The sequence below is a fragment of the Acinetobacter brisouii CIP 110357 genome, from assembly GCF_000488275.1.
Taxonomy (GTDB): domain Bacteria; phylum Pseudomonadota; class Gammaproteobacteria; order Pseudomonadales; family Moraxellaceae; genus Acinetobacter; species Acinetobacter brisouii.
Map to the genome: position 1 here is coordinate 1 of NZ_KI530762.1, position 26,207 is coordinate 26,207.

At 43.8% G+C, this 26,207-nt stretch carries 18 protein-coding genes, 2 tRNA genes and 3 rRNA genes; 14 read left to right on the forward strand and 9 right to left on the reverse strand.

Annotated features, from left to right (window positions below; all coding sequences use genetic code 11):
* Nucleotides 1-177: 177 nt before the first annotated feature.
* From P255_RS00005 to P255_RS00030, 6 genes are all read left to right on the forward strand, one after another.
* Nucleotides 178-1,715, forward strand: a 16S ribosomal RNA gene (locus P255_RS00005).
* Between the two features lie 60 nt (nucleotides 1,716-1,775).
* A tRNA-Ile gene (locus P255_RS00010) sits at nucleotides 1,776-1,852 on the forward strand.
* 33 nt (nucleotides 1,853-1,885) lie between these two features.
* Nucleotides 1,886-1,961: transfer RNA gene (locus P255_RS00015), tRNA-Ala, on the forward strand.
* A 363-nt stretch (nucleotides 1,962-2,324) separates the two neighbouring features.
* Nucleotides 2,325-5,216: ribosomal RNA gene (locus tag P255_RS00020) — 23S ribosomal RNA — on the forward strand.
* A 213-nt stretch (nucleotides 5,217-5,429) separates the two neighbouring features.
* Nucleotides 5,430-5,544: ribosomal RNA gene (gene rrf, locus P255_RS00025) — 5S ribosomal RNA — on the forward strand.
* Together the 16S, 23S and 5S rRNA genes with 2 tRNA genes alongside form the textbook arrangement of a ribosomal RNA operon.
* Before the next feature lie 491 nt (nucleotides 5,545-6,035).
* On the forward strand, nucleotides 6,036-6,500 hold the full coding sequence (locus P255_RS00030; protein ID WP_004898711.1) for a DUF2726 domain-containing protein: 465 nt from the start codon (nucleotides 6,036-6,038) through the stop codon (nucleotides 6,498-6,500).
* Nucleotides 6,501-6,521: 21 nt separating this feature from the next.
* Here the strand turns inward: P255_RS00030 and P255_RS00035 are convergent, their stop codons facing one another.
* The 5 genes from P255_RS00035 to mdtD form a co-directional block, all read right to left on the reverse strand.
* Nucleotides 6,522-6,875, reverse strand: a complete 354-nt coding sequence (locus P255_RS00035; RefSeq protein ID WP_004898714.1) for a RidA family protein — start codon at nucleotides 6,873-6,875, stop codon at nucleotides 6,522-6,524.
* A 4-nt stretch (nucleotides 6,876-6,879) separates the two neighbouring features.
* Nucleotides 6,880-8,220 carry a shikimate transporter gene (gene shiA, locus P255_RS00040; RefSeq protein ID WP_004898718.1) on the reverse strand — a complete coding sequence of 447 codons (1,341 nt, stop codon included), beginning with the start codon at nucleotides 8,218-8,220 and terminating at the stop codon, nucleotides 6,880-6,882.
* A gap of 210 nt (nucleotides 8,221-8,430) precedes the next feature.
* On the reverse strand, nucleotides 8,431-9,498 hold the full coding sequence (dinB, locus tag P255_RS00045; protein ID WP_035364872.1) for a DNA polymerase IV: 1,068 nt from the start codon (nucleotides 9,496-9,498) through the stop codon (nucleotides 8,431-8,433).
* 1 nt (nucleotide 9,499) lies between these two features.
* Nucleotides 9,500-10,252 carry a glycoside hydrolase family 25 protein gene (locus tag P255_RS00050; protein ID WP_004898724.1) on the reverse strand — a complete coding sequence of 251 codons (753 nt, stop codon included), beginning with the start codon at nucleotides 10,250-10,252 and terminating at the stop codon, nucleotides 9,500-9,502.
* Nucleotides 10,253-10,312: 60 nt separating this feature from the next.
* Entirely contained in the window at nucleotides 10,313-11,716 is a 1,404-nt protein-coding gene (gene mdtD / locus P255_RS00055) for a multidrug transporter subunit MdtD (RefSeq protein ID WP_004898727.1), read from the reverse strand.
* A gap of 185 nt (nucleotides 11,717-11,901) precedes the next feature.
* On the opposite strand from mdtD, the gene P255_RS00060 reads away from it, so the two are divergent.
* Nucleotides 11,902-12,558, forward strand: coding sequence for a glutathione S-transferase (locus tag P255_RS00060; protein WP_004898729.1), 657 nt, complete (start codon nucleotides 11,902-11,904; stop codon nucleotides 12,556-12,558).
* 61 nt (nucleotides 12,559-12,619) lie between these two features.
* Nucleotides 12,620-13,078 (forward strand): 2-thiouracil desulfurase family protein, encoded by a 459-nt coding sequence (locus P255_RS00065; protein ID WP_004898731.1) that lies wholly within the window; start codon nucleotides 12,620-12,622, stop codon nucleotides 13,076-13,078.
* Nucleotides 13,079-13,091: 13 nt separating this feature from the next.
* Here P255_RS00065 and P255_RS00070 read toward each other — a convergent pair whose 3' ends face one another.
* Nucleotides 13,092-14,327 (reverse strand): GGDEF domain-containing protein, encoded by a 1,236-nt coding sequence (locus P255_RS00070; RefSeq protein ID WP_004898733.1) that lies wholly within the window; start codon nucleotides 14,325-14,327, stop codon nucleotides 13,092-13,094.
* A 683-nt stretch (nucleotides 14,328-15,010) separates the two neighbouring features.
* Between P255_RS00070 and P255_RS00075 the strand changes: the two genes are divergently transcribed.
* Entirely contained in the window at nucleotides 15,011-15,751 is a 741-nt protein-coding gene (locus tag P255_RS00075; protein WP_004898736.1) for an iron-containing redox enzyme family protein, read from the forward strand.
* A gap of 115 nt (nucleotides 15,752-15,866) precedes the next feature.
* Here P255_RS00075 and P255_RS00080 read toward each other — a convergent pair whose 3' ends face one another.
* Nucleotides 15,867-16,736 (reverse strand): AraC family transcriptional regulator, encoded by an 870-nt coding sequence (locus P255_RS00080; protein WP_035365206.1) that lies wholly within the window; start codon nucleotides 16,734-16,736, stop codon nucleotides 15,867-15,869.
* Nucleotides 16,737-16,904: 168 nt separating this feature from the next.
* On the opposite strand from P255_RS00080, the gene P255_RS00085 reads away from it, so the two are divergent.
* Nucleotides 16,905-17,807 carry a DMT family transporter gene (locus P255_RS00085; protein WP_004898741.1) on the forward strand — a complete coding sequence of 301 codons (903 nt, stop codon included), beginning with the start codon at nucleotides 16,905-16,907 and terminating at the stop codon, nucleotides 17,805-17,807.
* A gap of 24 nt (nucleotides 17,808-17,831) precedes the next feature.
* Here the strand turns inward: P255_RS00085 and P255_RS00090 are convergent, their stop codons facing one another.
* A complete protein-coding gene (locus tag P255_RS00090; protein ID WP_004898744.1) occupies nucleotides 17,832-18,422 on the reverse strand; it encodes an SPOR domain-containing protein in 591 nt (196 codons plus the stop codon).
* Between the two features lie 17 nt (nucleotides 18,423-18,439).
* Entirely contained in the window at nucleotides 18,440-20,230 is a 1,791-nt protein-coding gene (gene argS, locus P255_RS00095) for an arginine--tRNA ligase (RefSeq protein WP_004898746.1), read from the reverse strand.
* 171 nt (nucleotides 20,231-20,401) lie between these two features.
* Here argS and P255_RS00100 point away from each other — a divergent pair, with 171 nt between their 5' ends.
* From P255_RS00100 to P255_RS00115, 4 genes are all read left to right on the forward strand, one after another.
* Entirely contained in the window at nucleotides 20,402-20,659 is a 258-nt protein-coding gene (locus P255_RS00100; RefSeq protein ID WP_004898749.1) for a type B 50S ribosomal protein L31, read from the forward strand.
* A gap of 242 nt (nucleotides 20,660-20,901) precedes the next feature.
* Nucleotides 20,902-22,599, forward strand: a complete 1,698-nt coding sequence (locus P255_RS00105; RefSeq protein WP_004898751.1) for an NAD-dependent malic enzyme — start codon at nucleotides 20,902-20,904, stop codon at nucleotides 22,597-22,599.
* Nucleotides 22,600-22,912: 313 nt separating this feature from the next.
* A complete protein-coding gene (locus P255_RS00110) occupies nucleotides 22,913-24,208 on the forward strand; it encodes an acyl-CoA dehydrogenase family protein (RefSeq protein ID WP_004898755.1) in 1,296 nt (431 codons plus the stop codon).
* A gap of 472 nt (nucleotides 24,209-24,680) precedes the next feature.
* Complete coding sequence (locus P255_RS00115) at nucleotides 24,681-26,072, forward strand: LLM class flavin-dependent oxidoreductase (RefSeq protein ID WP_004898756.1); 1,392 nt, start codon at nucleotides 24,681-24,683, stop codon at nucleotides 26,070-26,072.
* Nucleotides 26,073-26,207 lie beyond the last annotated feature (135 nt).

Here is a 26,207-nt window from a genome sequence, read left to right on the forward strand (position 1 = left end):
AGAAGATCATTAAGAGAATTGGAAGAACAACTTGTGTGGATTTTTATCAGTTGATCAGTCGAATATATATTTCATTGATTGAATTGGTAGAAATTTCTCGAAGTTTATTTGAGCGAATTTTTAGTCAGTAAGATTAATGAGCCAGATTTAGCACTTTTAGTAAAGTGCAATGATTTTAAACTGAAGAGTTTGATCATGGCTCAGATTGAACGCTGGCGGCAGGCTTAACACATGCAAGTCGAGCGGAGCGAAGGTGCTTGCACCTTAGCTTAGCGGCGGACGGGTGAGTAATGCTTAGGAATCTGCCTATTAGTGGGGGACAACGTTTCGAAAGGAACGCTAATACCGCATACGTCCTACGGGAGAAAGCAGGGGATCTTCGGACCTTGTGCTAATAGATGAGCCTAAGTCGGATTAGCTAGTTGGTGGGGTAAAGGCCTACCAAGGCGACGATCTGTAGCGGGTCTGAGAGGATGATCCGCCACACTGGGACTGAGACACGGCCCAGACTCCTACGGGAGGCAGCAGTGGGGAATATTGGACAATGGGCGAAAGCCTGATCCAGCCATGCCGCGTGTGTGAAGAAGGCCTTTTGGTTGTAAAGCACTTTAAGCGAGGAGGAGGCTTCTTTGGTTAATACCCAAAGTAAGTGGACGTTACTCGCAGAATAAGCACCGGCTAACTCTGTGCCAGCAGCCGCGGTAATACAGAGGGTGCAAGCGTTAATCGGATTTACTGGGCGTAAAGCGTGCGTAGGCGGCTAATTAAGTCAAATGTGAAATCCCCGAGCTTAACTTGGGAATTGCATTCGATACTGGTTAGCTAGAGTATGGGAGAGGATGGTAGAATTCCAGGTGTAGCGGTGAAATGCGTAGAGATCTGGAGGAATACCGATGGCGAAGGCAGCCATCTGGCCTAATACTGACGCTGAGGTACGAAAGCATGGGGAGCAAACAGGATTAGATACCCTGGTAGTCCATGCCGTAAACGATGTCTACTAGCCGTTGGGGTCTTTGAGACCTTAGTGGCGCAGCTAACGCGATAAGTAGACCGCCTGGGGAGTACGGTCGCAAGACTAAAACTCAAATGAATTGACGGGGGCCCGCACAAGCGGTGGAGCATGTGGTTTAATTCGATGCAACGCGAAGAACCTTACCTGGCCTTGACATACTAAGAACTTTCCAGAGATGGATTGGTGCCTTCGGGAACTTAGATACAGGTGCTGCATGGCTGTCGTCAGCTCGTGTCGTGAGATGTTGGGTTAAGTCCCGCAACGAGCGCAACCCTTTTCCTTATTTGCCAGCGAGTAATGTCGGGAACTTTAAGGATACTGCCAGTGACAAACTGGAGGAAGGCGGGGACGACGTCAAGTCATCATGGCCCTTACGGCCAGGGCTACACACGTGCTACAATGGTCGGTACAAAGGGTTGCTACCTAGCGATAGGATGCTAATCTCAAAAAGCCGATCGTAGTCCGGATTGGAGTCTGCAACTCGACTCCATGAAGTCGGAATCGCTAGTAATCGCGGATCAGAATGCCGCGGTGAATACGTTCCCGGGCCTTGTACACACCGCCCGTCACACCATGGGAGTTTGTTGCACCAGAAGTAGCTAGCCTAACAGCAATGAGGGCGGTTACCACGGTGTGGCCGATGACTGGGGTGAAGTCGTAACAAGGTAGCCGTAGGGGAACCTGCGGCTGGATCACCTCCTTAACGAAAAGACGGATTGATTGGTAAGAATCCACAACAAGTTGTTCTTCTGGTATATCGAATGGGTCTGTAGCTCAGTTGGTTAGAGCACACGCTTGATAAGCGTGGGGTCACAAGTTCAAGTCTTGTCAGACCCACCAAAGACAATTCGATATAAATTGATGATATAAGCTGGGGACTTAGCTTAGTTGGTAGAGCGCCTGCTTTGCACGCAGGAGGTCAGGAGTTCGACTCTCCTAGTCTCCACCACGAATTCTGAAGATTAGAGTTCGAGCTAAAGATTACAGAATTTAGTAAGAGAAAAACCTGAAGGTTTTATTTTATTAACTTCTGTGATTTAAGTATCACGGTATTAGTGTGATCCGACGAGGGCACATTAACTCATTAACAGATTGGTAAAATTGAGTCTGAAATAAATTGTTCAACTCATTCATTCGAAAGAATGAAATGAGAACTAGCAAATTAACTGAATCAAGCGTTTTGGTATATGAATTAGATTGAAGCTGTACAGTGTTTAGATACACAGTACTTCAAACTGTAAGAGATTGATGAGAAATCATTGATCATGTCTTATTACTACTTGTAGGTAATAACGACTGTTTGGGGTTGTATAGTCAAGTAATTAAGTGCATGTGGTGGATGCCTTGGCAGTCAGAGGCGATGAAAGACGTGATAGCCTGCGAAAAGCTTCGGGGAGGCGGCAAATATCCTGTGATCCGGAGATGTCTGAATGGGGGAACCCACTTACCATAAGGTAGGTATTGCAACATGAATACATAGTGTTGCAAGGCGAACGAGGGGAAGTGAAACATCTCAGTACCCTTAGGAAAAGAAATCAATTGAGATTCCCTCAGTAGCGGCGAGCGAACGGGGATCAGCCCATTAAGTTATATGTGTTTTAGCGGAATGCTCTGGGAAGTGCAACCGTAGAGGGTGATAGTCCCGTACACGAAAGGGCACATATAATGATGACGAGTAAGGCGAGGCACGTGAAACCTTGTCTGAATATGGGGGGACCATCCTCCAAGGCTAAATACTCCTGACTGACCGATAGTGAACCAGTACCGTGAGGGAAAGGCGAAAAGAACCCCTGTGAGGGGAGTGAAATAGATCCTGAAACCGCATGCATACAAGCAGTGGGAGCACCTTCGTGGTGTGACTGCGTACCTTTTGTATAATGGGTCAGCGACTTATATTCAGTGGCGAGGTTAACCGTATAGGGGAGCCGTAGAGAAATCGAGTCTTAATAGGGCGTTTTAGTCGCTGGGTATAGACCCGAAACCGGGTGATCTATCCATGAGCAGGTTGAAGGTTGGGTAACACTAACTGGAGGACCGAACCCACCGTCGTTGAAAAGCCGGGGGATGACTTGTGGATAGGGGTGAAAGGCTAATCAAACTCGGTGATAGCTGGTTCTCCCCGAAAGCTATTTAGGTAGCGCCTCGGACGAATACCATAGGGGGTAGAGCACTGTTTCGGCTAGGGGGTCATCCCGACTTACCAAACCGATGCAAACTCCGAATACCTATGAGTACTATCCGGGAGACAGACTGCGGGTGCTAACGTCCGTAGTCAAGAGGAAAACAATCCAGACCGCCAGCTAAGGCCCCAAAATCATAGTTAAGTGGGAAACGATGTGGGAAGGCATAGACAGCTAGGAGGTTGGCTTAGAAGCAGCCACCCTTTAAAGAAAGCGTAATAGCTCACTAGTCGAGTCGGCCTGCGCGGAAGATGTAACGGGGCTAAAACTATGTGCCGAAGCTGCGGATTTGACATTAGTCAAGTGGTAGGGGAGCGTTCTGTAAGCCGATGAAGGTGGATTGAGAAGTCTGCTGGAGGTATCAGAAGTGCGAATGCTGACGTGAGTAACGACAAAACGGGTGAAAAACCCGTTCGCTGAAAGACCAAGGGTTCCAGTCCAACGTTAATCGGGGCTGGGTGAGTCGACCCCTAAGGCGAGGCCGAAAGGCGTAGTCGATGGGAAATTGGTTAATATTCCAATACTTCTGTGTAATGCGATGAGAGGACGGAGAAGGTTAGGTCAGCCTGGCGTTGGTTGTCCAGGTGAAAGACAGTAGGCATGCATCTTAGGCAAATCCGGGGTGCTCTATGCTGAGAGTTGATAGCAAGCTGTACTTGTACAGTGAAGTGGCTGATACCATGCTTCCAAGAAAAGTCTCTAAGCTTCAGTTACACAGGAATCGTACCCTAAACCGACACAGGTGGTCAGGTCGAGTAGACCAAAGCGCTTGAGAGAACTCTGCTGAAGGAACTAGGCAAAATGGTACCGTAACTTCGGGAGAAGGTACGCTGCTGACGGTGATTCCCCTTGCGGGATGAGCTATTGGCAGCCACAGAAACCAGGCCGCTGCAACTGTTTATTAAAAACATAGCACTCTGCAAACACGAAAGTGGACGTATAGGGTGTGATGCCTGCCCGGTGCTGGAAGGTTAATTGATGGGGTTAGCGTAAGCGAAGCTCTTGATCGAAGCCCCAGTAAACGGCGGCCGTAACTATAACGGTCCTAAGGTAGCGAAATTCCTTGTCGGGTAAGTTCCGACCTGCACGAATGGCATAATGATGGCGGCGCTGTCTCCAGCAGAGGCTCAGTGAAATCGAATTCGCCGTGAAGATGCGGTGTACCCGCGGCTAGACGGAAAGACCCCGTGAACCTTTACTGCAGCTTGACATTGAACTTTGATCTTACTTGTGTAGGATAGGTGGGAGGCTTTGAAGTTGGGACGCCAGTTCCAATGGAGCCATCCTTGAAATACCACCCTGGTAATATTGAGGTTCTAACTCTGTCCCGTGATCCGGGACGAGGACCATGTCTGGTGGGTAGTTTGACTGGGGCGGTCTCCTCCTAAAGAGTAACGGAGGAGTACGAAGGTGCGCTCAGCGTGGTCGGAAATCACGCGTAGAGTATAAAGGCAAAAGCGCGCTTAACTGCGAGACCCACAAGTCGAGCAGGTACGAAAGTAGGTCTTAGTGATCCGGTGGTTCTGTATGGAAGGGCCATCGCTCAACGGATAAAAGGTACTCTGGGGATAACAGGCTGATACCGCCCAAGAGTTCATATCGACGGCGGTGTTTGGCACCTCGATGTCGGCTCATCTCATCCTGGGGCTGAAGCAGGTCCCAAGGGTATGGCTGTTCGCCATTTAAAGAGGTACGCGAGCTGGGTTTAGAACGTCGTGAGACAGTTCGGTCCCTATCTACCGTGGGCGCTGGAAATTTGAGAGGATCTGCTCCTAGTACGAGAGGACCAGAGTGGACGAACCTCTGGTGTACCGGTTGTGACGCCAGTCGCATCGCCGGGTAGCTATGTTCGGAAGGGATAACCGCTGAAAGCATCTAAGCGGGAAGCCTACCTCAAGATAAGATTTCCCTAGGAATTTATTCCTCTAAAGAGCCGTTCGAGACTAGGACGTTGATAGGTTGGGTGTGGAAGCATAGTGATATGTGAAGCTGACCAATACTAATTGCTCGTGAGGCTTGACTATACAACACCCAAGCAGTTGTATATAAAGCTTAAATCGATTCATAAAAGATCAGTTAAATCTGATCTGAAACAAAGAACTTGATTTAGTAAACGCTAGAACATAAAATTCGACTCAGTTAACCAATTTGTTAATAACTCATTTGGTACACAGTACGGTAGCAACAAGATCAACATGATCTGAGCATAAAACCCGAAAATGTCCATAAACAGTTGTGCTGGCGACCATAGCAAGAGTGAACCACCTGATCCCTTCCCGAACTCAGAAGTGAAACCTCTTAGCGCTGATGGTAGTGTGGGGTTACCCATGTGAGAGTAAGTCATCGCCAGCTCATTATTCTAAGCACCCCCTGACTCAATAGAGCAGGGGGTGCTTTTTTATGCATACCTAAAATGGATTAGTTTAAAAGTTATTCATTTCCTAAATAAAATAAGTATCACCCTAAAGCTTCGCTTTCATCTAATTTTAAATTTCTCTTTGAACATATCTTTTGTTCTGAATCTTTGTCTTATCAAAAGATAAGTCGATCAATTTGCAAGTGAATTCTAAATTCTCGCTCGCTCGTCATTTTACATTCAAACAGTAGGTTATTTTGACAAAAAGACAAGATTATAAAGTCAAAGTAAAAGAATTCAGGATGTGTTATAGATTAGGTAGGTGTTCATAAGGTTGACGAATCTACTCATATTTTTCATTATAAAATTTATGGATTGTCAACGGTATTGTATTGTCCAATGCCATTGGCTATTTGAGGATGAATAAAAGATTTGCACAAGGAGTGCAACTGATACATGAATCAGATAATTATAAGGAAAAGGTGTAATGATCGAACTTATTGCTCTTAGTATATTAAGCTTGTTGATTTTACTTGTTTTCGGGCTTCGTTATCGAAAACGTATAGATCAACATTCTGATAGTGCCTTAAAACAGCGCGCATTGTTTGATTATAATGAACAAATTATTTATCAAAGACTTACACAACTTTTACCACAGCATATTATTTTATCGAATGTGTCTTATCGTTCTTTACTGACCAGTAAATACTCACATACACGGGCAAAATTTAATAATATGACTGCTGATTTTGTGATTTTAAATTCACAGTTTCAGGCTATAGCCATTATTTCATTATGTGATTCAGTGTTTACCCAGCATCGTGAAGATCGCTATGAAGATGCTCTATTGGAAATGGCAGGCTATCGAGTAATCCGTTATGCAGGTGTGCCTGATCTGAAAAGATTATCAAGAGACTTGAATATTCAGGAAAAAAGCATGGCATTTGCATAAGGCAAATGCCATCTTGCAATCTTATGGTTTGACCGCAATTACAGTCATTTCAACCAAAACATCAGGCGCATACAGTTTAGATTCTACACAGGTACGTGCAGGAGCATGACCTGAAACAACCCATGCATCCCATATTTCATTCATTGCAGCGTAGTCCTGTTCTATATCTTTTAGGAAAATAATCACAGATAAAATATGGGTTTTATCTGTTCCTGCATCTGCAAGAAAACGGTCAATATTGGCAAGAGTTTGCTGAGTTTGCGAGCGAATATCTTGAGTCGTATCATCTGCAAGTTGCCCTGCAAGATGGACTAAATTACCTGAAATTGCGACTTCACAAAAACGGGAGCTTACATGCAAACGTTCAACAGCCATAATCTTAATCTACACGGGGAGGATGAATAATTTTTGATGATACTTGACCCTTCATGCGGGCTGCAACAATTGCAGTTAATAAACAGCCAGCAGTTAAGTAAATTGCTACCAATATCCAGTGCCCATGTGCAAGGAAGATGAGTCCTGTTGCAATAAACGGTGTAAAGCCACCACCAACAATGCTGGCAAGCTGATAGCCAACACCTGCACCGCTGTAGCGATATTCGGTACCAAATAATTCAGTAAAAATAGGTTGATGTACACTGACCACCATGTCATGGGCCAGATTGGCAAGTAAAATAGACAGCACAATCAGCCAGCCAATTGAACCACTTTGTAAGGCTAGAAAGAATGGAAATGCAGTGACTGCACCAATTAATCCACCCATAATGCACATGCGACGACGACCAAAGCGGTCAGCAATCATGGCAAAAAATGGAATGCTGAAACAGCTAATTGCACCGACCATTAAAGAGATATTCAAGAATAGCTGTGAAGGCATGTGCAATTTTTCAGTGGAGTAATTCAGTGCAAATGTGGTGACTAAATACATCGATAGCAATTCAGCTAAACGTAAAGCAATAATATAAAAGAAGCCTTTGGGGTTATGCTGAATCGCTTGAATAATCGGGAAACGTGATTTCTTTTCTTGAACTTGATGTACTTGTTTTTGGTGTTGTTTAAATTCTAAAGATTCATCCTGATCGGAACGGATCCAGACCGCAAAGGCAACAAGGATAATGCTAGCAAGAAATGGAATTCGCCAGCCCCAGTCGCGAAAATCATCTTCGCCAATACATAGAATAATCAGCGATACGCAGCCAGATGCCAGCATTAAGCCTACGCCATAACCGACCTGAACGCCGCTACTGTAAAAGGCTTTTTGGGTTTTTGGTGCATTTTCTACAGCCGTGAGCGCCGCACCACCCCATTCACCGCCTACAGCAAAGCCTTGAATGGCGCGTAAAGTGACTAACAGGACAGGTGCCCACCAGCCAATCTGGCTATATGTGGGTAAAAAACCGATCAGTACCGTTGCTCCTCCCATTAGAAAAACAGTGAGGAACAGCATTTTTTTACGACCCAGTTTATCTCCAAAATGTCCAAACACAATACCGCCCAATGGACGAAATAAGAAGCCTACACCAAAGGTGGCAAAAGCCGCCAGTGTGCCCATCGTCGGGTCAATATTTGGAAAAAACTGTTGTTTAAAAACTAATGCGGCAACAATGCCATAAAGTAAAAAATCATACCAGTCGACAACAGCCCCGATAAAACTACTGAGCGCAGCTTTGCGTGCACGTTTTTTTTGTGTGGTATTCAGAGAAGAGGTTGGGGTATTCAAAGAAAGTCTATGCCTAACTGTCGGAGCGCCCTGCAATGCGCAAGATGATTAATCCGATGTATTACAGGGACGGCGAGTTAAAACCATGGATTAGTTTTAAACATGCAAGAGCTTCATGGATAAATGTAAGCGAGCATAGCTTAATCGAAAAATGCATGGCATGCGAGCCTCTATAGCATAAAATTTTTATTAAAGACCTAGATTTTAAGGTCAATGCATCTCTGACCAGAATGACAACTGAATTTTTTGTTCTATCGCAATGAGTTGATATACGCCAATGCCAACTAACCGAAAACGTAGCTGGGGAGAGAGCTGAAGCTCGGAGAGTAAGAGTAAAATGGCTTGCTGTAACTGGGCAAGGTTTTCCAAGGGGCTTTGAAAGCGTTTACTGTGCTGGACAATTTGAAAATCAGGTTGCTTGAGTTTAATGCTGACACCAAAAGCACTCAGTTGGCGTTTTTCCAAACTTGCCCAGACTTTTTCAGCCAATATTTGCCATGCATCATGACAGGCAGATAAATACAGGTCTTGATCAAAAGTGATTTCTTTGGAAATTTGCTGACGTACCCGACTGGCTACGACAGGCCGTTCATCAATGCCTTGTGCATACAAATGTAACTGTTGCCCATATTTGCCAAAATGTTTTTGTAAAACATGTAGCTCAATTTTTTGTAAATCACCTAAAGTATAAAGTTGTAGCTGCTCCAGTTTAGCTTGAGTCACTTTTCCGACTCCTGGAATTTTCTTTAAAGGTAAATCATAAATAAATTGTTGAACTTGCTGAGGTTTAATGACACATAATCCATTCGGTTTATACCAGTCTGAAGCAATCTTGGCTAAAAATTTATTGGGAGCAACTCCTGCCGAAGCCGTGAGCTGCATTTGTTGCCAAATCTGTTGTCGAATCGCTTGTGCGACTTCGGTTGCTGATGCCAAACCGAACTTATTTTCAGTAACATCCAGATAAGCTTCATCTAAAGATACTGGTTCGATCAGATCGGTATATTGCTGAAAAATCTGCTGAATCTGTGTAGAAATTTGTCGGTATAAGTCAAAACGAGGTTCAAGCACCACCACATGTGGGCAGAGTTTTCGAGCTTGTGCCATCGGCATCGCCGAGCGTAAACCAAAACGACGTGCAGGGTAGGAAGCTGTGGTAATGACGGCACGTGGATGATGCGATGCCACGACGACAGGCACATCGATTAAATCGGCACGTTCACGTAACTCGACTGAGGCATAAAAAGCATCCATGTCGATGTGAATGATTTTCCGCAGTTTAATGATGAATCACCCCTAAATAACGTAAATAACTTTGCCACTGGGTCATTGAACCTGCATAAACGTTTAAATCAACAGGCTGTTGAATGCCTTCGATATGCCCTTGTTGCGTATATTGCCAGAACATCCAGCCATGCTGGTCTTTGAGTTTGGGATATGCCTCATCATAGTCCCGAATCCAAAGTGCGTTATGGGGCATGTGGCCCATGAGTACAATATGGTAAAAGGTTTTGGAAGTATAAATAATAGGCGGTTTGCCATAATGCTGATGTAGCATTTTCAGCATGACTTGAATTTGTTTAAGGAGTTGTTCTTGGGTTGAGTTTTGAAGGCAATTGGCATCGTATTCCAAATCAATAACAGGTGCTAAAGCATCGGTTTTGTTGGGCACTGTGGCGATAAAATTGGTCGCCTGAATTTTGGCTTCACGACATAAACGATAATAATGATATGCCCCGACATGCAAGCCCTGTTCGCGTGCTTTGAGCCAATTCTGCTGAAAACTTGGATCTTGGTAGTCACCACCCTCGGTGGCTTTTAAATACACAAACTGGTATTTGTGAGGGGAAATCTTTTTCCAGTCGATATTGCCTTGATGATGAGAGACGTCGAAGCCTTGCACGGGATGGTCTTGCGCTTCTGCTGGCTGGTTCTGGAATAGAACTAGGCTGATCAAACATAAGAGTAAGATCACAAGGGTTGCAGTTAAAGTTCGGACAAGGTGCAAATGGCTTTTGCGGGCAGCTTTCATGATCAAGCAGATATCTAGGATTGAGTATCTATTTTAAGAAAACTGCACCAGAAAGCCTATTTAAACTTGTGACTGATTTTGTTTTGGAATCTGCCAGAAAATCAGCATGGTCACGACATTGAGTGCACCTAGCGTGAGCAGGGTATAGTCAAAAGCCTGAGCAATCGGTAGATGAAAAGTTGTACCCTGATAAAAGTGAATCAGTGTTCCTGTAAATGCGACGCCGATACTCATCGATAGCATCATGATCATGGACAGGAAACTGTTGCCACTACTGGCATGCTGCGATGGCAAATCTTTGAGGGTATAGGTGTTCATCGACACAAATTGAATCGAGTTGAGTGTACCAAAAATAAAGAAATGCAGCGCACGTAACCATTCTGGTGTGGTGGCTGTGGTCAGGGTAAAACTCATGACACATAGCCCTACCGCAGTGGTATTGAACAATAAAACATTACGATAGCCAAACTTCTGAATCAGTGGGCGCACAATCGGTTTGGAAAACAGTGAGCCGAGGACGAGCGGAATCATCATCAGGCCTGTTTCAAATGGTTCGAATTTAAAGACTACTTGCAGTAGCAATGGCAAGACAAAGGGAATGGCATTGCCTGCAAAGCGCGCAAAGAAATTGCCTAAAATCCCAATCGCATAAAACTGATGCCGAAATAAGTCGCTGCGAAATAAAGCATTCTGATGATTGTGTGCATGATGAGCATACAAGGCACTCGCAATCACGCCAGCGATCAGCAAGATATACGCGATTTGATGTGATGAACCTTTGACTGAAAATGAATCAATACCTAAAGTTAACCCAACCATTGCTACGACGAGCATTAACACGCCTGAGCTGTCAAAGCGTTTAACATTTGGTTCGATGATATTGGGCAGCGCTTTGAATGTGACGATAACACCCAGTAATCCCATTGGAATATTAATCAAAAAAATCCAGTGCCAGCTCGCGACTTCCACCAGCCAGCCACCGAGTGTTGGCCCAACCAGTGGCCCAATGAGCCCTGCAAGACTCATGAGGTTTATGGCAGATAGGAACTGCTCACGTGGAATAATTTTTAATAAAGACAGCCGCCCAACAGGTAAGAGTAATGCACCGCCAATACCTTGCAGCACACGGAAAAAGATCAATTGTTCTAAAGTGTTGGATAAGCCGCAACCGAGAGAGCCAATGGTAAAAATAATAATCGCACTTAAATAAACATAGCGCAGCCCGAAACGGTCTGCCAGCCAGCCACTGAGAGGAATACAACTTGCAACTGAAAGCACATAAGCGACGATCACCCCGTGCATATGCAGAGGGTTTTCCTGTAAGTGCTGTGCCATGGCGGGTAAAGCAGTATTGACGATGGTGGTATCGAGAGCCTGCATGAAAAAACCAATCGACACCAAAAGAACTAATAAACGGTATTGAGGTTGTAGTGCCTGATATTTGGGCGTACTTTGAGGTTCCATACAGGAAAAACCTTATAAAAATTCATGAATTTATCGAAAGGTGATAATTTTTATTGTAACAGGAGTGTCATAAGCATTTAAGTTGTAATTGTATTGCACCGAAACGCTAAGTTATAAAAAAGTTCTGATGATCATAAATTGATCTGCTAGGATGAACAGGAGCAACACTTTGGAGGTCGCTTTTAATGATGATTCTGCATTATTTACAGTATTCGCGAGCCTTTCGTATTTTATGGGCTTTGGAAGAGTTGCAACTAAAAGATTACCAGATTCGCTTTTACAAGCGTCAACCCAACTTGGCTGCACCCGATGAGCTTAAGTTTATCCACCCACTTGGCAAATCGCCTATCTTGCAGGATGGTCAACAAGTTTTGGCAGAATCTGCGGTGATTCTGGAAGTTTTACAGCAGCGCTATGATACCAGCTACCAGTTCAAGCCTCGCCCTGAAGATCAGGAACAAGCCTATCAGTATTTGTACTGGATGCATTATGCTGAAGGTTCACTGATGCCACTTTTGGTCTTTCAATTGGTGATGAGCAATATGCCAGCCCACATGCCGTTGTTGATTCGCCCAATTGCTAAAAAAGTCTGTAATGGAGTAAAAACGGGTTTTTTACAGCCTCGGTTGCAAGATCATGTGGCATATATCGAAGCATATTTGGCAGAGCATGATTATTTTGCTGGAGATTTTTCCTTTGCTGATATTCAAATGAGTTTTCCTTTACAGGCAATGTCCAAGCGTATTCCACTCGATATTCCTAACATTCGGGCATTTTTGGCAAGAATCCAGCAGCGTGAGGCATTTCAGCGAGCGCAGGAAATCGATGGGCATTATCAATAGCAACTAGGGTTCTATGTAAAAAGGCGTTATGCTTATATTTTATTTGTGGGTTTGTTGAGTCATGATCTTAGTCAGTGCATGTTTGGCAGGTAAACCTGTCAGATATGATGGAACAGACTGTCTGCATTTGAAAGTTCAACAGCTGATTCATGAACATAAAGCGATTGCCATTTGTCCAGAGTTACTTGCAGGTTTACCCACGCCACGTTCACCTGCAGAAATGGTTGGTGGAGATGGCTATGCAGTTTTGGCGGGTACGGCACAAGTCATTGATCAATCGGGGCATGATGTTACTGAACAGTATATTCAAGGGGCGTATTCTGCACTTGCAATTGCCCAGAAATATCATGCGACACATGTGGTATTAAAAGAAAATAGCCCGTCTTGTGGTAGCCAGCAGATTTATGATGGCTCATTTTTTGGTATACGAGTTGATGGGGTTGGGGTAACGACCGCTTTATTGCGTCAGCATGGGATTTTGGTGTTATCTGAAAAACAATTATCGCAACTTGCTGAATAATAAGCTGATCGATTTATTTGGCGATGGCGAGAGGTGGTACTTCATACACGGCAATCTGATATTGATCGCGTCCGCGATGTTTTGCCAGATAAAGTGCGTGATCTGCAGATGTAATAAATTCAGAAATACTTTCTGCGTAAGAAGGAATGATTGTAGCGACACCAATACTGAGCGTGACATAGGATGAAATTGGGCTTGAGGGGTGTGGCAGTGCGAGTTGATGCATATTTTTAATGAGCTGCTCAGCCCATTGCTTGGCCTGTTGCTCATTGGTTTGTGGGAAAATTAATAAAAATTCTTCGCCGCCATAGCGTGCAACCAAGACATCCTGTTGGCTAGATGTGGATGAATTCAGCATAAACGCAATCCGCTTTAAGCAGTCGTCGCCCTGCACATGACCGAGTGCATCATTATAAAATTTAAAATAATCAATATCGATCATCATGGCGGTGATCGGCTTTGTATACCGAATTGCACGTTCCCATTCATTTTGTAAAATTTCATCGAGATAGCGACGATTTGCCAAACCTGTCAATGCATCCATTTGGGATAGCTTGGAGAGTTGCTGGGCTTGTTGTACCAATTCGAGGTGATTGTGTTCAATAATACAGTTTTTTAGAAAATGCTCACGGTGCTGCCGATCAATAAAATAGGCTAAAGACATGCCCAGAAAACTGCTAAATGTATAAGTGCGGTTGAGCAAAGTCCAGTCGATGGTGGCATTCATATGATTACTTATAATTAAGCCGATTAAACCACCCACCCAGCCAGCGATTAATGCCGTATAAAAACGTAAACCAACGAAGCCGTAAATAATAACTACGGCATACATCATAGCTGTATGGAAAAGAACGGTATTTTGCACTTCTTCTAGGCCATTGACTAATATGAAACTAATTGCAACTGATAAAGTAGAGCCAATACATACATAATAATCGAACCACGAATTGAATCTTTTAACAAAAGACATTAACCATGCAACAAGGATAATGACTCCGACCCATCCATAGAGTGAAATCCAGGGAATAACTTGATCTTCTGGTAAAATCTGATAAATACCCAAAGAAAGGTAAAGATATAAAATAATAATAATAATGCCACGATAACGAAATTCATAGGCTGCTTCATTGCGATAGCATTCAGTGTATATTCTTTCGAATCTTTTAGGAAACCAAAGAAAATTTAAACGAGTTTTTTTGAGTAAATCTACTTGTTCTTTACTAAGAATGCTAGAGCTTTGTAATTTCATAGCCCAATCTCACTATTTAGGAGACGTCTTTCATCAGTTGATTTATTTCTCTTGTACATCATTGAAATATATTCCAATTTTGTTCAGGTAGAACGATAAAGAGAGTGTAAACCATGATGGAAGAGGTCTATATCTACTTTTTTGCTTCTTTTCTATTGGTTATATAATATTTCCGTTAGGATTAAAATTATAACGCGATTTTAATTGTGTATATAAAAATTTCTTAACTATATTTAAAATACTTTGAGGTTTTAAAATGATAATGATTGTTTTTAATATTATGCTAGATGGTATGTCATAGGGTAATCTTTATGATTTTATTGTAAATATCATGTAAAAATTACATGATATTTAGGGTCTGGGGTTTGATTTTAGCTGTTAATTAAATTGTCAAAAAAATCTGCTATAAATATCTAAATCGGCTTCTTTCATTCTTTAATTGCATTTCTTTTATGTTTGATTGAAATAGATTTAAATTTTTCTCGTCGATATCAATAAAGAGACTGTAAGTCTCTATGAAAGAAGCTACATAATTGAGTATAAGCAGTTTCAGTCATCTAATTTATTTTATTAGATTGACTTATAATGCTATATTCAATAAGTCAATAAATTTAATTGATTATTCAAAGCGTATGTTGTATTAAAAATAAAAGCTTAAATGAAATAAATTCAAGAGGAAGTGAATGATGACGGTTCTAAAAAATGAACTCACCTTGGAAATCACGCCTCATAGTATGTGGGCGCAGAAGTTCTGGGATGAACTGATTCCTGCAAAGGAGCGTGTCAGCCAGCATCCTGTATTTATTGGTATGGCAAATGGCACACTTAAACTAGAATGTTTTCGTGCAGCTTTATTAAATTTTTATCCCTTGGTTGCACAGTTTCCATCTTACATGGCGCTGGCTTTGGCTAAGGCAACTCAGTTTAATGAAGCGGGCGTAGTGCCGACCCGGGACTGGCTTATTCAGAATATTAAGGTTGAAGAACGCCATTTGACTTGGTATCGGGACTGGGCGGGTGGTTTTGGTCTTACCGTTGATCAGCTCGATCATGTTACGCCACCTCCGGCCATGAATGCTGTGAATCATTATCTCTGGAGCATTAACCATCGTGGTAGCCTTGCCGAATGTTTGGCAGCAACCAATTTAGCCATTGAATGGGCAACAGGTGACTGGTCTTCACATGTTTATAAAGGCATTCATAATTACCAGAATCATCCCGATGTGAAGATTGATAAACGCTCGCTGGCATGGTTACGTGCCCATGCGCATTATGATGATATTCACCCGTATGAAGCAATGGAACTCATCAAGCGCTTATGTGAAGGTAAACCTGAATTGCAGCAAAAAGCATTTCATGCTGCACGTGAAGGTCTGGAATATTATGCGTTGGCACTGGATGAATGTTATAAGCTTCAAGGTTGATAGGTAATAGCAAGCTTCTTGATGATTGTATTCACGCGCTTTGCTTGGTTTTTATGCCGAGAAATAAAACCGACCGATAAAAAAACTATGGTCTCAGGTTTAGCAGATCAAAATATCATGAAGTATGCTCGCTTCTCAGCTTAGATGGTGTAAAACCAAACTGCTGCTTGAAACGGCGACTGAAGTGACTGGCTGAACTAAAACCGCATTCCAGTGCAATGTCGGTCAGGCTCATATGTTGCTGTGAAATCAAATGATGAGCTTTTTGCAAACGGCGCTGCAAAATGTATTGGTGCGGTGCCTGCTGCATGGAGTGTCGAAACATGTGGGCAAAGTGGTATTCACTCAAATGCGCTTGTGCTGCCAAGTCTGCAATCGTGAGCGGCAAATGTAAATTTTCTTCAATCCATTCAAGTACCCAGCGCAGTGTTGCAGGCGCTAGACCACTCTTCAACTGAGGCATTTGCCAAACAATATTGCTGTAATGTTTTAATAAATGGTTCAGTAATAAAGTGGCTGTGGTGGAGAGTTGGAGTAAGTTTTCTGACTGTTGCCAGTTGCAGCCCAATAAAAAATGCCGATACAGCAAAGTAATCTGAGGGTCAGTTGCAAAGGTTTTTTCATGTAGCTGAATCAGGTTTGGTTCCTTGTCCCAGACATGTGCTGCAAGATCACGCAAATGCTGATCGGTATAATACAAATGCACAAAACTCAATTCTCCGCGAATATCCCATTCAGAATATTGTTGCTGAGGCATCAGACAGAAATGATCGGGACCACCACCATTACGCCAGCCCTGAGCTGTTTTCTGATAACTTTCATAGCCACCGCAAGTATACAGGCTCAAGGTATGGTGATCACTACAGACACTGACACGATCATGCCGATTGTACCAGGCAGCCAGTTGCATCCCTGAACCAAGTTGTACGTGTTCAAGTAATTGGGCTTTATGTCGTTGCAGTTGTTCTAAGGTCTGATAAGCCATATGCGGAGTCATGTGACAAAACCATTGGAAATATAGTCTAGCGATTTTTTCAAAAGGGTTACAAATTTTTAGAAAAAAAGCGCAAGTTTATGCAATTTTCTCCCTGCTTTATGCAAGCAAGCTCAGTGAAATATAAGCAAACTGACGACAGAATTGAGGAGAGTCATCGTGAATCTATTTCTGTATGGACTGGTTGTGCTGATCTGGGGAACAACATGGATTGCCATTACCGCTCAAGCCAATGTGGTCGATCCTGTGGTTGCAGTATTTTGGCGGTTTTTGATTGCAGCGAGTTGTTTGTTGGTCGGGCTATTATTGACAGGACATTTGCGCCGTTTTGCACTGCGTGATCATTTGTTTTGTGCGCTCCAAGGGTTATGCGTCTTCGGACTAAATTTTTTGTGTTTTTATCATGCCATTTCTTATATTAACAGTGGTCTGGAGTCCGTAATTTTCTCGATGGCTGTACTGTTCAATGCCATAAATAGCCGACTTTTTTTCGGGCAAAAAATTGTAGCGCAGTTTTTTCCTGCAGTGGCTTTAGGCTTTCTCGGTATGTTTTTATTGTTTTGGCAAGACTTGAGCAGTACCCATTTGCAGGGCAAAACACTGCTTGGTGTAGGTTTATGCATGCTCGGAACATATGGCTTTTCATTGGGCAATATGATCAGTACCCGCCATCAAAAACGTGGGTTAGATGTACTGAGCAGTAATGCCTATGCCATGAGTTATGGCACACTGTGGATGGGTTTGTTTGCTGCCTCACAAGGCATGCAATTTATACCGGCATGGAACTTACAATTTAGCTTGGCCGTGGGTTATCTGGCAATTTTTGGTTCAGTGATTGGCTTTAGTGCTTATTTTATGCTGGTTGGGCGAATAGGTGCAGGGCAGGCAGCTTACAGCACCTTACTTTTTCCTTTGGTTGCGCTTACCATTTCCACCTTTTGGGAAAACTATCACTGGAGTTTAACTGCAATACTGGGTGTGATCTGTATTTTACTGGGCAATTTGGTGTTCTTTTTAGCCCCCAAATTTCGAAATTTCTCAATAAAAAAAGCGATCAACTGATCGCTTTTTTTACATCTGATTGGCTTAATGCTTCACGATAATCGAATCGATACCGCTGTTTTGCAAGGTCTGCTGTGCAGCAATTGCTTCATTTTGAGAGCCGAAAGGCCCTGAAATGACGCGATACCATGTTTTGCCTTTTTCTGTACCAATAATGACATCGGCAGGCAATTTGTTCATTAAGATTTCTGAACGTTTAGCATCGGCACTATCAGGGTCGGTGTAGCTTTTAACCTGCAAAATATAGCTGGTTTGTGCGACGGTACCCGGTTCAGATGCATTGCTGATTTCAGCCGTTGGCTGTGCAGGCGCTTCAACAATCACCCCAGCTTCTTGGCGTTGATTGGCAGGCACAGCCTGATCAGGAATCGGCGTGACCTGTTGTTTTGGCAACTGGTCATAAAAACGGTAGTCTTTATTGGTTTCGCCCTGTGGCTGTGCAGTATTGATGTCGCTACGTGGATGTACGGGTGCCCACGGCTTCCACAGCATTAAAGCCACCGCAGCGCTGAGTACCATTAAAATCAGGATTAATGTACCAAACCATTTTGGAATCAATGACTGTTTTGACTGTTTTGGGCGTTCGGAAACGCCGCGTTGTGTTTTACCCCACACGTAGCAATCCTCTTGACTTACATAGATGCTGGTGCAGATACACCGAGCAACTCTAAACCGTTACGTAATACTTGTTGTACGTTGACTGAAAGTAACAGACGCGCTTGGGTTAACGCTGCATCTTCACTCAGTACTTTATGTTCGTTGTACCAGCCATGGAATAGCGCTGCAAGCTCTTTCAGGTAGTTACCGACCTGATGCGGTTCGTAAGCATTGGCTGCACGGTTAATAATGTCTGGGTAAGCTGCAAGTTTTGCCAGAATTTCAGTTTCAGCTTCAAGGCTTAACTGTTCAGCAAATTGACGGGCTTGAACTGCATCGAATGCAATACCTGTATCTTTGGCTTTTTCGAGCATACGGCAGATACGTGCATGTGCGTATTGAATGTAATACACCGCGTTGTCTTTGCTTTGAGAAACTGCGAGGTCAAGGTCAAAGTCGATGTGTTGTTCGCTCTTACGCATTACATAGTAGAAACGTGCAGCGTCATTACCAACTTCTTCACGCAGTTCACGTAAAGTCACGAACTGACCAGAACGCGATGACATTTGTACCATTTCACCGCCACGCCACAAGCTCACGAACTGAACGAGAAGAACAGTCAGTTTGCTCGAGTCATAACCCATGGCATCAATTGCTGCTTTAACACGGGCAATATAACCGTGGTGGTCTGAACCCCAAATATCCACAATATGGGTATAACCACGTTGTAATTTGTTGAGATGGTACGCAATGTCAGAAGCAAAATAAGTGGTTTGACCATTGCGACGTTTTACGACACGGTCTTTTTCATCGCCAAATTCGGTCGATTTAAACCAGATATTACCGTCTTGTTCGTACAAGAAGCCGCGCTGATCCAGTGTTTCGAGGGCTTCATCAATTTTTTCAGTCAGGCTGGCTTCACTAAACCACTGATTGAAGGTTACACCGAATTCGCCAAGGTCATCTTTGATGTCATCTAAGATGGCTTTAAGAGCCGCTTGATGGAAAACACGATAGCCTGCGCCGAGTAATTGTTGTGAGTTGCCAATCAAACCGTCGATGTGTTTTTCTTTGTCACCTGAAACGATGACTTTGTTGCCTTCAGCATCTGGTTCAGCCGCATATTGCACATCTTCAGGCACGTCTTTATAAACGTCAGCGACAGGGCGAACATGCGCTGCGCCGTCTTTTTCAATAATGCTTTGCGCGATTTCTTTGACATAGTCGCCTTGGTAGGCATTTTTTGGGAAAACCAGAGTTTGCCCTTGTAATTCTAAATAACGCAAATAAGTTGAGGTTGCCAAAATATCCATTTGACGACCTGCATCATTGACATAGTATTCGCGGTCAACTACTGCGCCTGTTGCTTCAAGCAAGTTAGCAACGGTCATGCCGTACGCTGCGCCACGACCATGCCCGACATGCAGACTAGAGGTTGGGTTGGCAGACACAAACTCGACCTGAATGCGTTGCCCAACATTGCTTTGAGTGCGACCAAATGTCTCTTTTTGTTGTTGAATCTGGTCAAGGATGGCAAAACGCTGGTCTGCATTTAAAAAGAAGTTAATGAATCCTGGACCTGCAATTTCAGCCTTGCTGATATCGGCAACTTCAGGCAAATTTGCCAAGATTTGTTCTGCAAGATCACGCGGTTTTAAGCCCGCAGCTTTGGCAGCGGTCATGGCAACATTTGAGGCAAAATCGCCGTGGCTTCGATCTTTGGTTCGCGTTAGGATACTGTTGTTGTTCCAGTCAGATGGAAGAACACCCTGTTGCTTGAGGGACTGAACTGCATGATCAAGAGCTGCTTGGATTGCCGTATTCATAATGGTTAGAAAAAATGTCGCGGAAAAACGCTAAATATAGCAAATTTTGTACGTTCTAGGGAAAGACTATTTCTGTCGATTTTGTGCATGACCACACGGATTTTTTGACGAAGATGAAAAAAATCGGATAGAATATTGTTATGTTATAACGTAATAATATTGGAGTATGTTATGAAACAAGAAATTCACCCTGATTATCAACAAGTTTTGTTTCACGATACCAACGCGGATACCTACTTCTTAATTGGTTCAACCTTAAAGCCGAGCCAAAGCAAAGAATATCAGGGGCAGGTTTATCCTTATGTGACGCTTGATATTTCCAGTGCTTCGCATCCGTTTTATACAGGTGAAGTCCGTCAAGCCAGCAATGAAGGGCGTGTGGCGAACTTTAATCGCAAGTTTGCGCGTTTTGCCAAAAAGAAAGCCTAAACTCGGTAATCGAAAATAAGCTGATCTGTTTCTTGCAGAATGCCCCGCGTTTTCTGCAAGAAATCAACAAAATCCTCAAAGACCAACTGCATTGGTCAGAATAATTAAATTAGGAAATAAGTCTCATACCATTATAAATTTGCTAAATACCCTTTTTTATCAAAAAAGGCTTAAGCTAGTCGAGTATTTTGAAAAGCTAAACTTCACAATCGTGTAGTTTTAGTCAAAAGATGAGACTAAACATGACCTCTGCTACGCAAAAAAAGCACCCACTTTATATCCCTTATGCTGGAAATACCCTATTAGAACTGCCTTTATTGAACAAAGGTTCTGCATTTAGCGAAGACGAACGGACTCGTTTTAACCTGCATGGTCTAATTCCCCATGTGATTGAAACTATTGAAGAACAAAGCCAACGCTCATATCAACAGTACTCTGCATTTCACGATGCAATCAATAAGCACATTTATTTACGGAATATCCAAGACACCAACGAAACCCTGTTTTTCCGCCTGATTGAAGATCATTTGGCGGAAATGATGCCGATTATTTATACACCGACCGTTGGCGAAGCCTGCCAGCAGTTCTCTGATATTTACCGCCGTCATCGTGGCGTTTTTATCTCTTATCCTGACCGTGAACACATTGATGATATTTTGCAAAACGTGAATCGCAAAAATGTCAAAGTAATTGTGATCACGGATGGCGAACGTATTTTGGGACTTGGCGACCAAGGTATTGGCGGAATGGGGATTCCAATCGGAAAACTTTCCCTTTATACAGCGTGTGGCGGGATCAGCCCAGCCTATACGCTACCGATTACCATTGATGTTGGAACCAACAACCAACAGTTGTTGAATGACCCGATTTATATGGGTTGGCGTCAACCGCGTATCAGCGGTGATGAATACTATAGTTTTGTCGATGAAGTGATTCGCGGTATTCGCCGTCGCTGGCCAAAAGCCTTGATTCAGTTTGAAGACTTTGCACAGAAAAATGCGATGCCTTTGCTGAACAAATACCGCGATGAAATTTGCTGTTTCAATGATGATATTCAGGGAACGGCTGCGGTGTCGGTAGGTAGTTTGATTGCTGCGAGCCGTGCGGCAGGCAAGCAGTTAAAAGATCAGAAAATTACTTTCTTGGGTGCAGGTTCAGCAGGTTGTGGTATTGCCGAGCAGATCGTGGCACAAATGGTGGCGGAAGGTTTAAGCGATGCCGAAGCACGCCAACGCGTGTTCATGGTGGATCGTTTCGGTTTAATCACGGAAAACCAGCCGAACTTACTGGATTTCCAGCGCAAACTAGCACAAAAACCTGAAGCGGTGGCAAGTTGGGCGCACGCCGATGAAATGATTTCACTGCTTGACGTGGTGAAGCATGCCAAACCAACAGTGTTGATCGGGGTATCGGGTCAGCCGGGCTTGTTTACTGAAGAAATTATCCGCACTTTGGCTGCAAACTGTGAACGCCCAATCGTGTTGCCATTGTCGAATCCAACTTCACGTGTTGAAGCAGTACCTGCCGATATCTTGAACTGGACAGACGGGAAAGCGCTAATTGCCACAGGTAGTCCGTTTGCACCTGTCAATTACCAAGGCAAGTTGTATAACATTTGCCAGTGCAATAACTCGTATATTTTCCCGGGCATTGGTTTGGGTGTGATTGCAGCAGGGGCAACCCGCGTCACTGATAGCATGCTGATGGCATCGAGCAATGCGTTGGCAGACTGTTCGCCAATGTTGCAAGATCCAAATGCAGACTTGCTGCCTGAGATTGATGAGATTCAGAAAGTTTCACGTGTGATTGCTTTTAAAGTGGCAAAAGCAGCGATGGATGCGGGCGTTGCACCCGTGATTAGCGATGAACTGCTGATTGAAAATATTGAGAAAAATTTCTGGCAACCAGAATATCGTCAATATAAACGTGTTACATCTTAAGCATTAGATTTCTTTCATAAATCCCTTCTCTTTTTCCCTATAGGAGAAAAATAAAGAGGGGTAAACACTTATGAAACAGGTCTATTAAAATAGATAAAAAATACCTTGCTGATGCGGGGTATTTTTTTGCTTGAATGTTTTCTTGCAATAAATAATAAGGCGACTAGCTTCGCCATAGAATAGATGATATTCATCATTTTTAAATAGCTCAGCCGCAATTATCTAAAATTGTGCTAATCATAGCAAAACAACGTCTGATGGCTGTATGCGATTTATTTTAAGGTAAAGGCATATCGACTTTTTGAGTAATGCCATGACTAATCTAACAATTCAGCATGCCCAAGCCTTTTCTGAATCCCAAATTTATGCGGCATGGGGGCAAGGCCCTTCCAGCCGTTACGATGAACTGGCTCAGCATTTTCGCCCTGTGTTTGCCAAAATTCAGGCAGGCACATTACAGCGCGAGCAGCAGCGTATCTTGCCATATGAGCAGTTGCAGTGGCTCAAAGACAGTGGCTTTACCCGTTTACGTTTGCTGAAAGCGTTTGGCGGCTTTGATGCCACGATTTCTGAATTATTTGCCTTGCTGGTTGAACTTGCCCAAGCTGATTCGAACTTGCCGCAAGCCCTGCGGGTACACTTTGGTTTTACTGAAGATGTCCTGATTTCTCAAGATCCTGCATTTAAAGCACGCTGGCTAAAACGTATTGCCGCAGGCGAAACCATAGGCAGTGCATGGTCGGAAGGCGGTAAAGAAAGTCGTGATCAGTTCCAGACCCATATTTACCGTGATCCGCAAGGTCGGCTGCGCCTGAAGGGGCAAAAGTATTACACCACGGGTAGTTTGTATGCGGACTGGATTGAAGTCGGGATTCAGGACTTAACGGGCGAGTCGGCTTCGGTGTTGGTGCCACGCAATTCTGAAGGGGTCGAGGTGCTGGATGACTGGAATGGCTTTGGACAAAAGCTGACTGCCAGTGGCACAGCAATTTTTAATGATGTGCTGATTGATCCAAGTGAAATTTTGGTAGATGGTACACGTTTTAAATATTCGGCAGCCTATTATCAACTGGTGCAATTGGCGATTATTACGGGATTGGGTCGTGCTGCCAGTTATGAGTTATCACGCGCAGTCGAACAACGTAGCCGCAACTATACTCATGCCAACAGTCAGTTTGTGCGTGATGATCCACAAATTTTGCAGGTTGTTGGGCAGGTGCGTGGCGCGGCCTATAGTGCAGGGGCAATCATTGAAAAAGTGGCGCAGAGTTTGCAACGTACCTATCTGGCGGCCTTGCAGGGCAATGCCGAATATGAAGAACAGCAAAATGCACTGGCTGAATTAGAAACGGCTCAGTCGCAAACCGTGATTACCCAACTGATTTTAAATGCTTCAACTGTACTGTTTGATGCCTTGGGTGCATCGGCATCGGATCAACGCTATGCGCTGGATCGTTTCTGGCGCAATGTGCGTACCTTGTCGTCACATAATCCGCGGGTGTTTAAAGACCGAATTGTGGGTGATTTTAGTGTTAATGGTACGTTACCGCCGTATCAGTGGCGTATCGGCGATGTCAGTCAGGATCAGGCATTGTCCAAAGCCAGTTAAGCGAAGTGATATTTTGAATAGAGCAGTCTGAAGGGCTGCTTTGTTATTTGTTCAATAGGTTATCTGCTTCATGTAAGCTTTTACTGACAATGATTCAGGCGATTTGCCAGTAGGCAGCCATGCTGAATTTGCTATGATGAACTCATCAGGAACAGGAAGTTCCAGAACATAAAACAAAAACGATAAGTTCAAGCATCAGGACGTGAGGTACGACAGGAGTCATACCTAGCAATCAAATACGAAAAACCCCGACAGGATGTCGGGGTTTTTTATTTTGTACTTAAAAAATGATTTGGTGCACCATGGCTTAACGGCAGTTGGCGGTCTGGTGTTTTATAACGAAAAAACTAGATAACCACAGCAGATTATTTCATTAATAGCAAATCTGCTAAGCAGCCAAGTTATTGTTATAAATTAACGATTTTTTTTATTTTAAGATGGCTCTAAAGATAAAAAAATTGAGTTATCCATCATGTCGAAACGTATCAGCTTTAATGCCTTTGAAATGAACTGTATTGCCCATCAGTCTCCCGGTTTATGGCGACATCCGCTAGACCGCTCGACTGAATATAAGGATCTGGAATACTGGACTGATCTGGCAAAAATTTTAGAGCAGGGCTATTTTGACGGGATTTTTATTGCTGACGTTTTAGGAATTTATGATGTTTATCATCACAGTGCCGAGCATGCACTGACGGGTGCGGTGCAGGTCCCTGTCAATGATCCGCTACAGATTGTCCCAGCGATGGCTGCGGTGACCCAGCATCTGGGTTTTGGGGTGACCACATCGATTTCCTTTGAGCATCCTTATCCGTTTGCGCGTCGTTTAAGTACGCTGGATCACCTGACCAAAGGACGGGTGGGCTGGAATATTGTGACCTCTTACTTGGAAAGTGGCTCGAAAAATCTGGGGCTAAAAACACAGGAAAATCATGATGATCGTTATGATATTGCCGATGAATATCTAGAAGTGCTGTACAAGCTTTGGGAAGGTTCATGGGAACAGGATGCTGTGCTACGCGACAAGCAACGCGGCATTTTTGCCGATCATCACAAGGTGCATCCGATTCGGCATCAGGGCAAATATTTTACCGTGCCGGGGATTCATATTTGTGAGCCATCGCCACAGCGTACGCCTGTGTTGTATCAGGCTGGGGCATCCACTCGTGGGCAGCAGTTTGCCAGTCAAAATGCCGAATGTGTATTTATTGCACCGCCGTCTAAAGCTGCAGCTAAAAAAGTGGTGCAGGGGATTCGTGCCAAACTGGTCGAGCAAGGGCGTGATCCATATTCGGTCAAAATCTATACCTTACTTTCGATTGTCACCGACAGCAGCGATGTCAAAGCACAGCAGAAGTTTAAAGAATACCAGTCTTATGGCAGTTATGATGGTGCACTGACCCTGTTGTCGGGCTGGTCGGGTGTGGATTTTTCACAGTATCAACCCACCGATAAAGTCGAATACATTCAGACCAATGCCATCCAGTCCTTGCTGGACTCTTATGTCAATGCTGACCCGAACCGTGTCTGGACGATTGAGGAAATTGCCAACTGGAACAGTGTCGGGGGCAATGGCCCTGTGCTGGTCGGTTCAGCCGAAACCGTGGCCGATGCCTTGCAGGAATGGGTCACAGAAACTGATGTGGATGGTTTTAATTTGGCCTATATTTTGGCGCATCAGACCTTTAGCGATGTGGTGGAATTTATTGTGCCTGAGCTGCAAAAACGTGGCGTGTATCAGACCGAATATGCACACGGCACACTGCGCGAAAAACTGTTTGGGCAAGGGCCGTATTTACCCGAAAATCATCGTGGAGCGGGTTATCGTTTCGGTGAAAAAAATCCGATTGCCGCAGCCAGTTAATCCGCAATCCGTATTTAAAAAATCCATAAGGTGATGTGACACGTACCGATCGGGTTATTTTGGAAAGTAAAACGCTACATGCTATGTGGGCAAACACAGGGCAAGCCGAGAGCATTCCAGACATCAAAATCATAA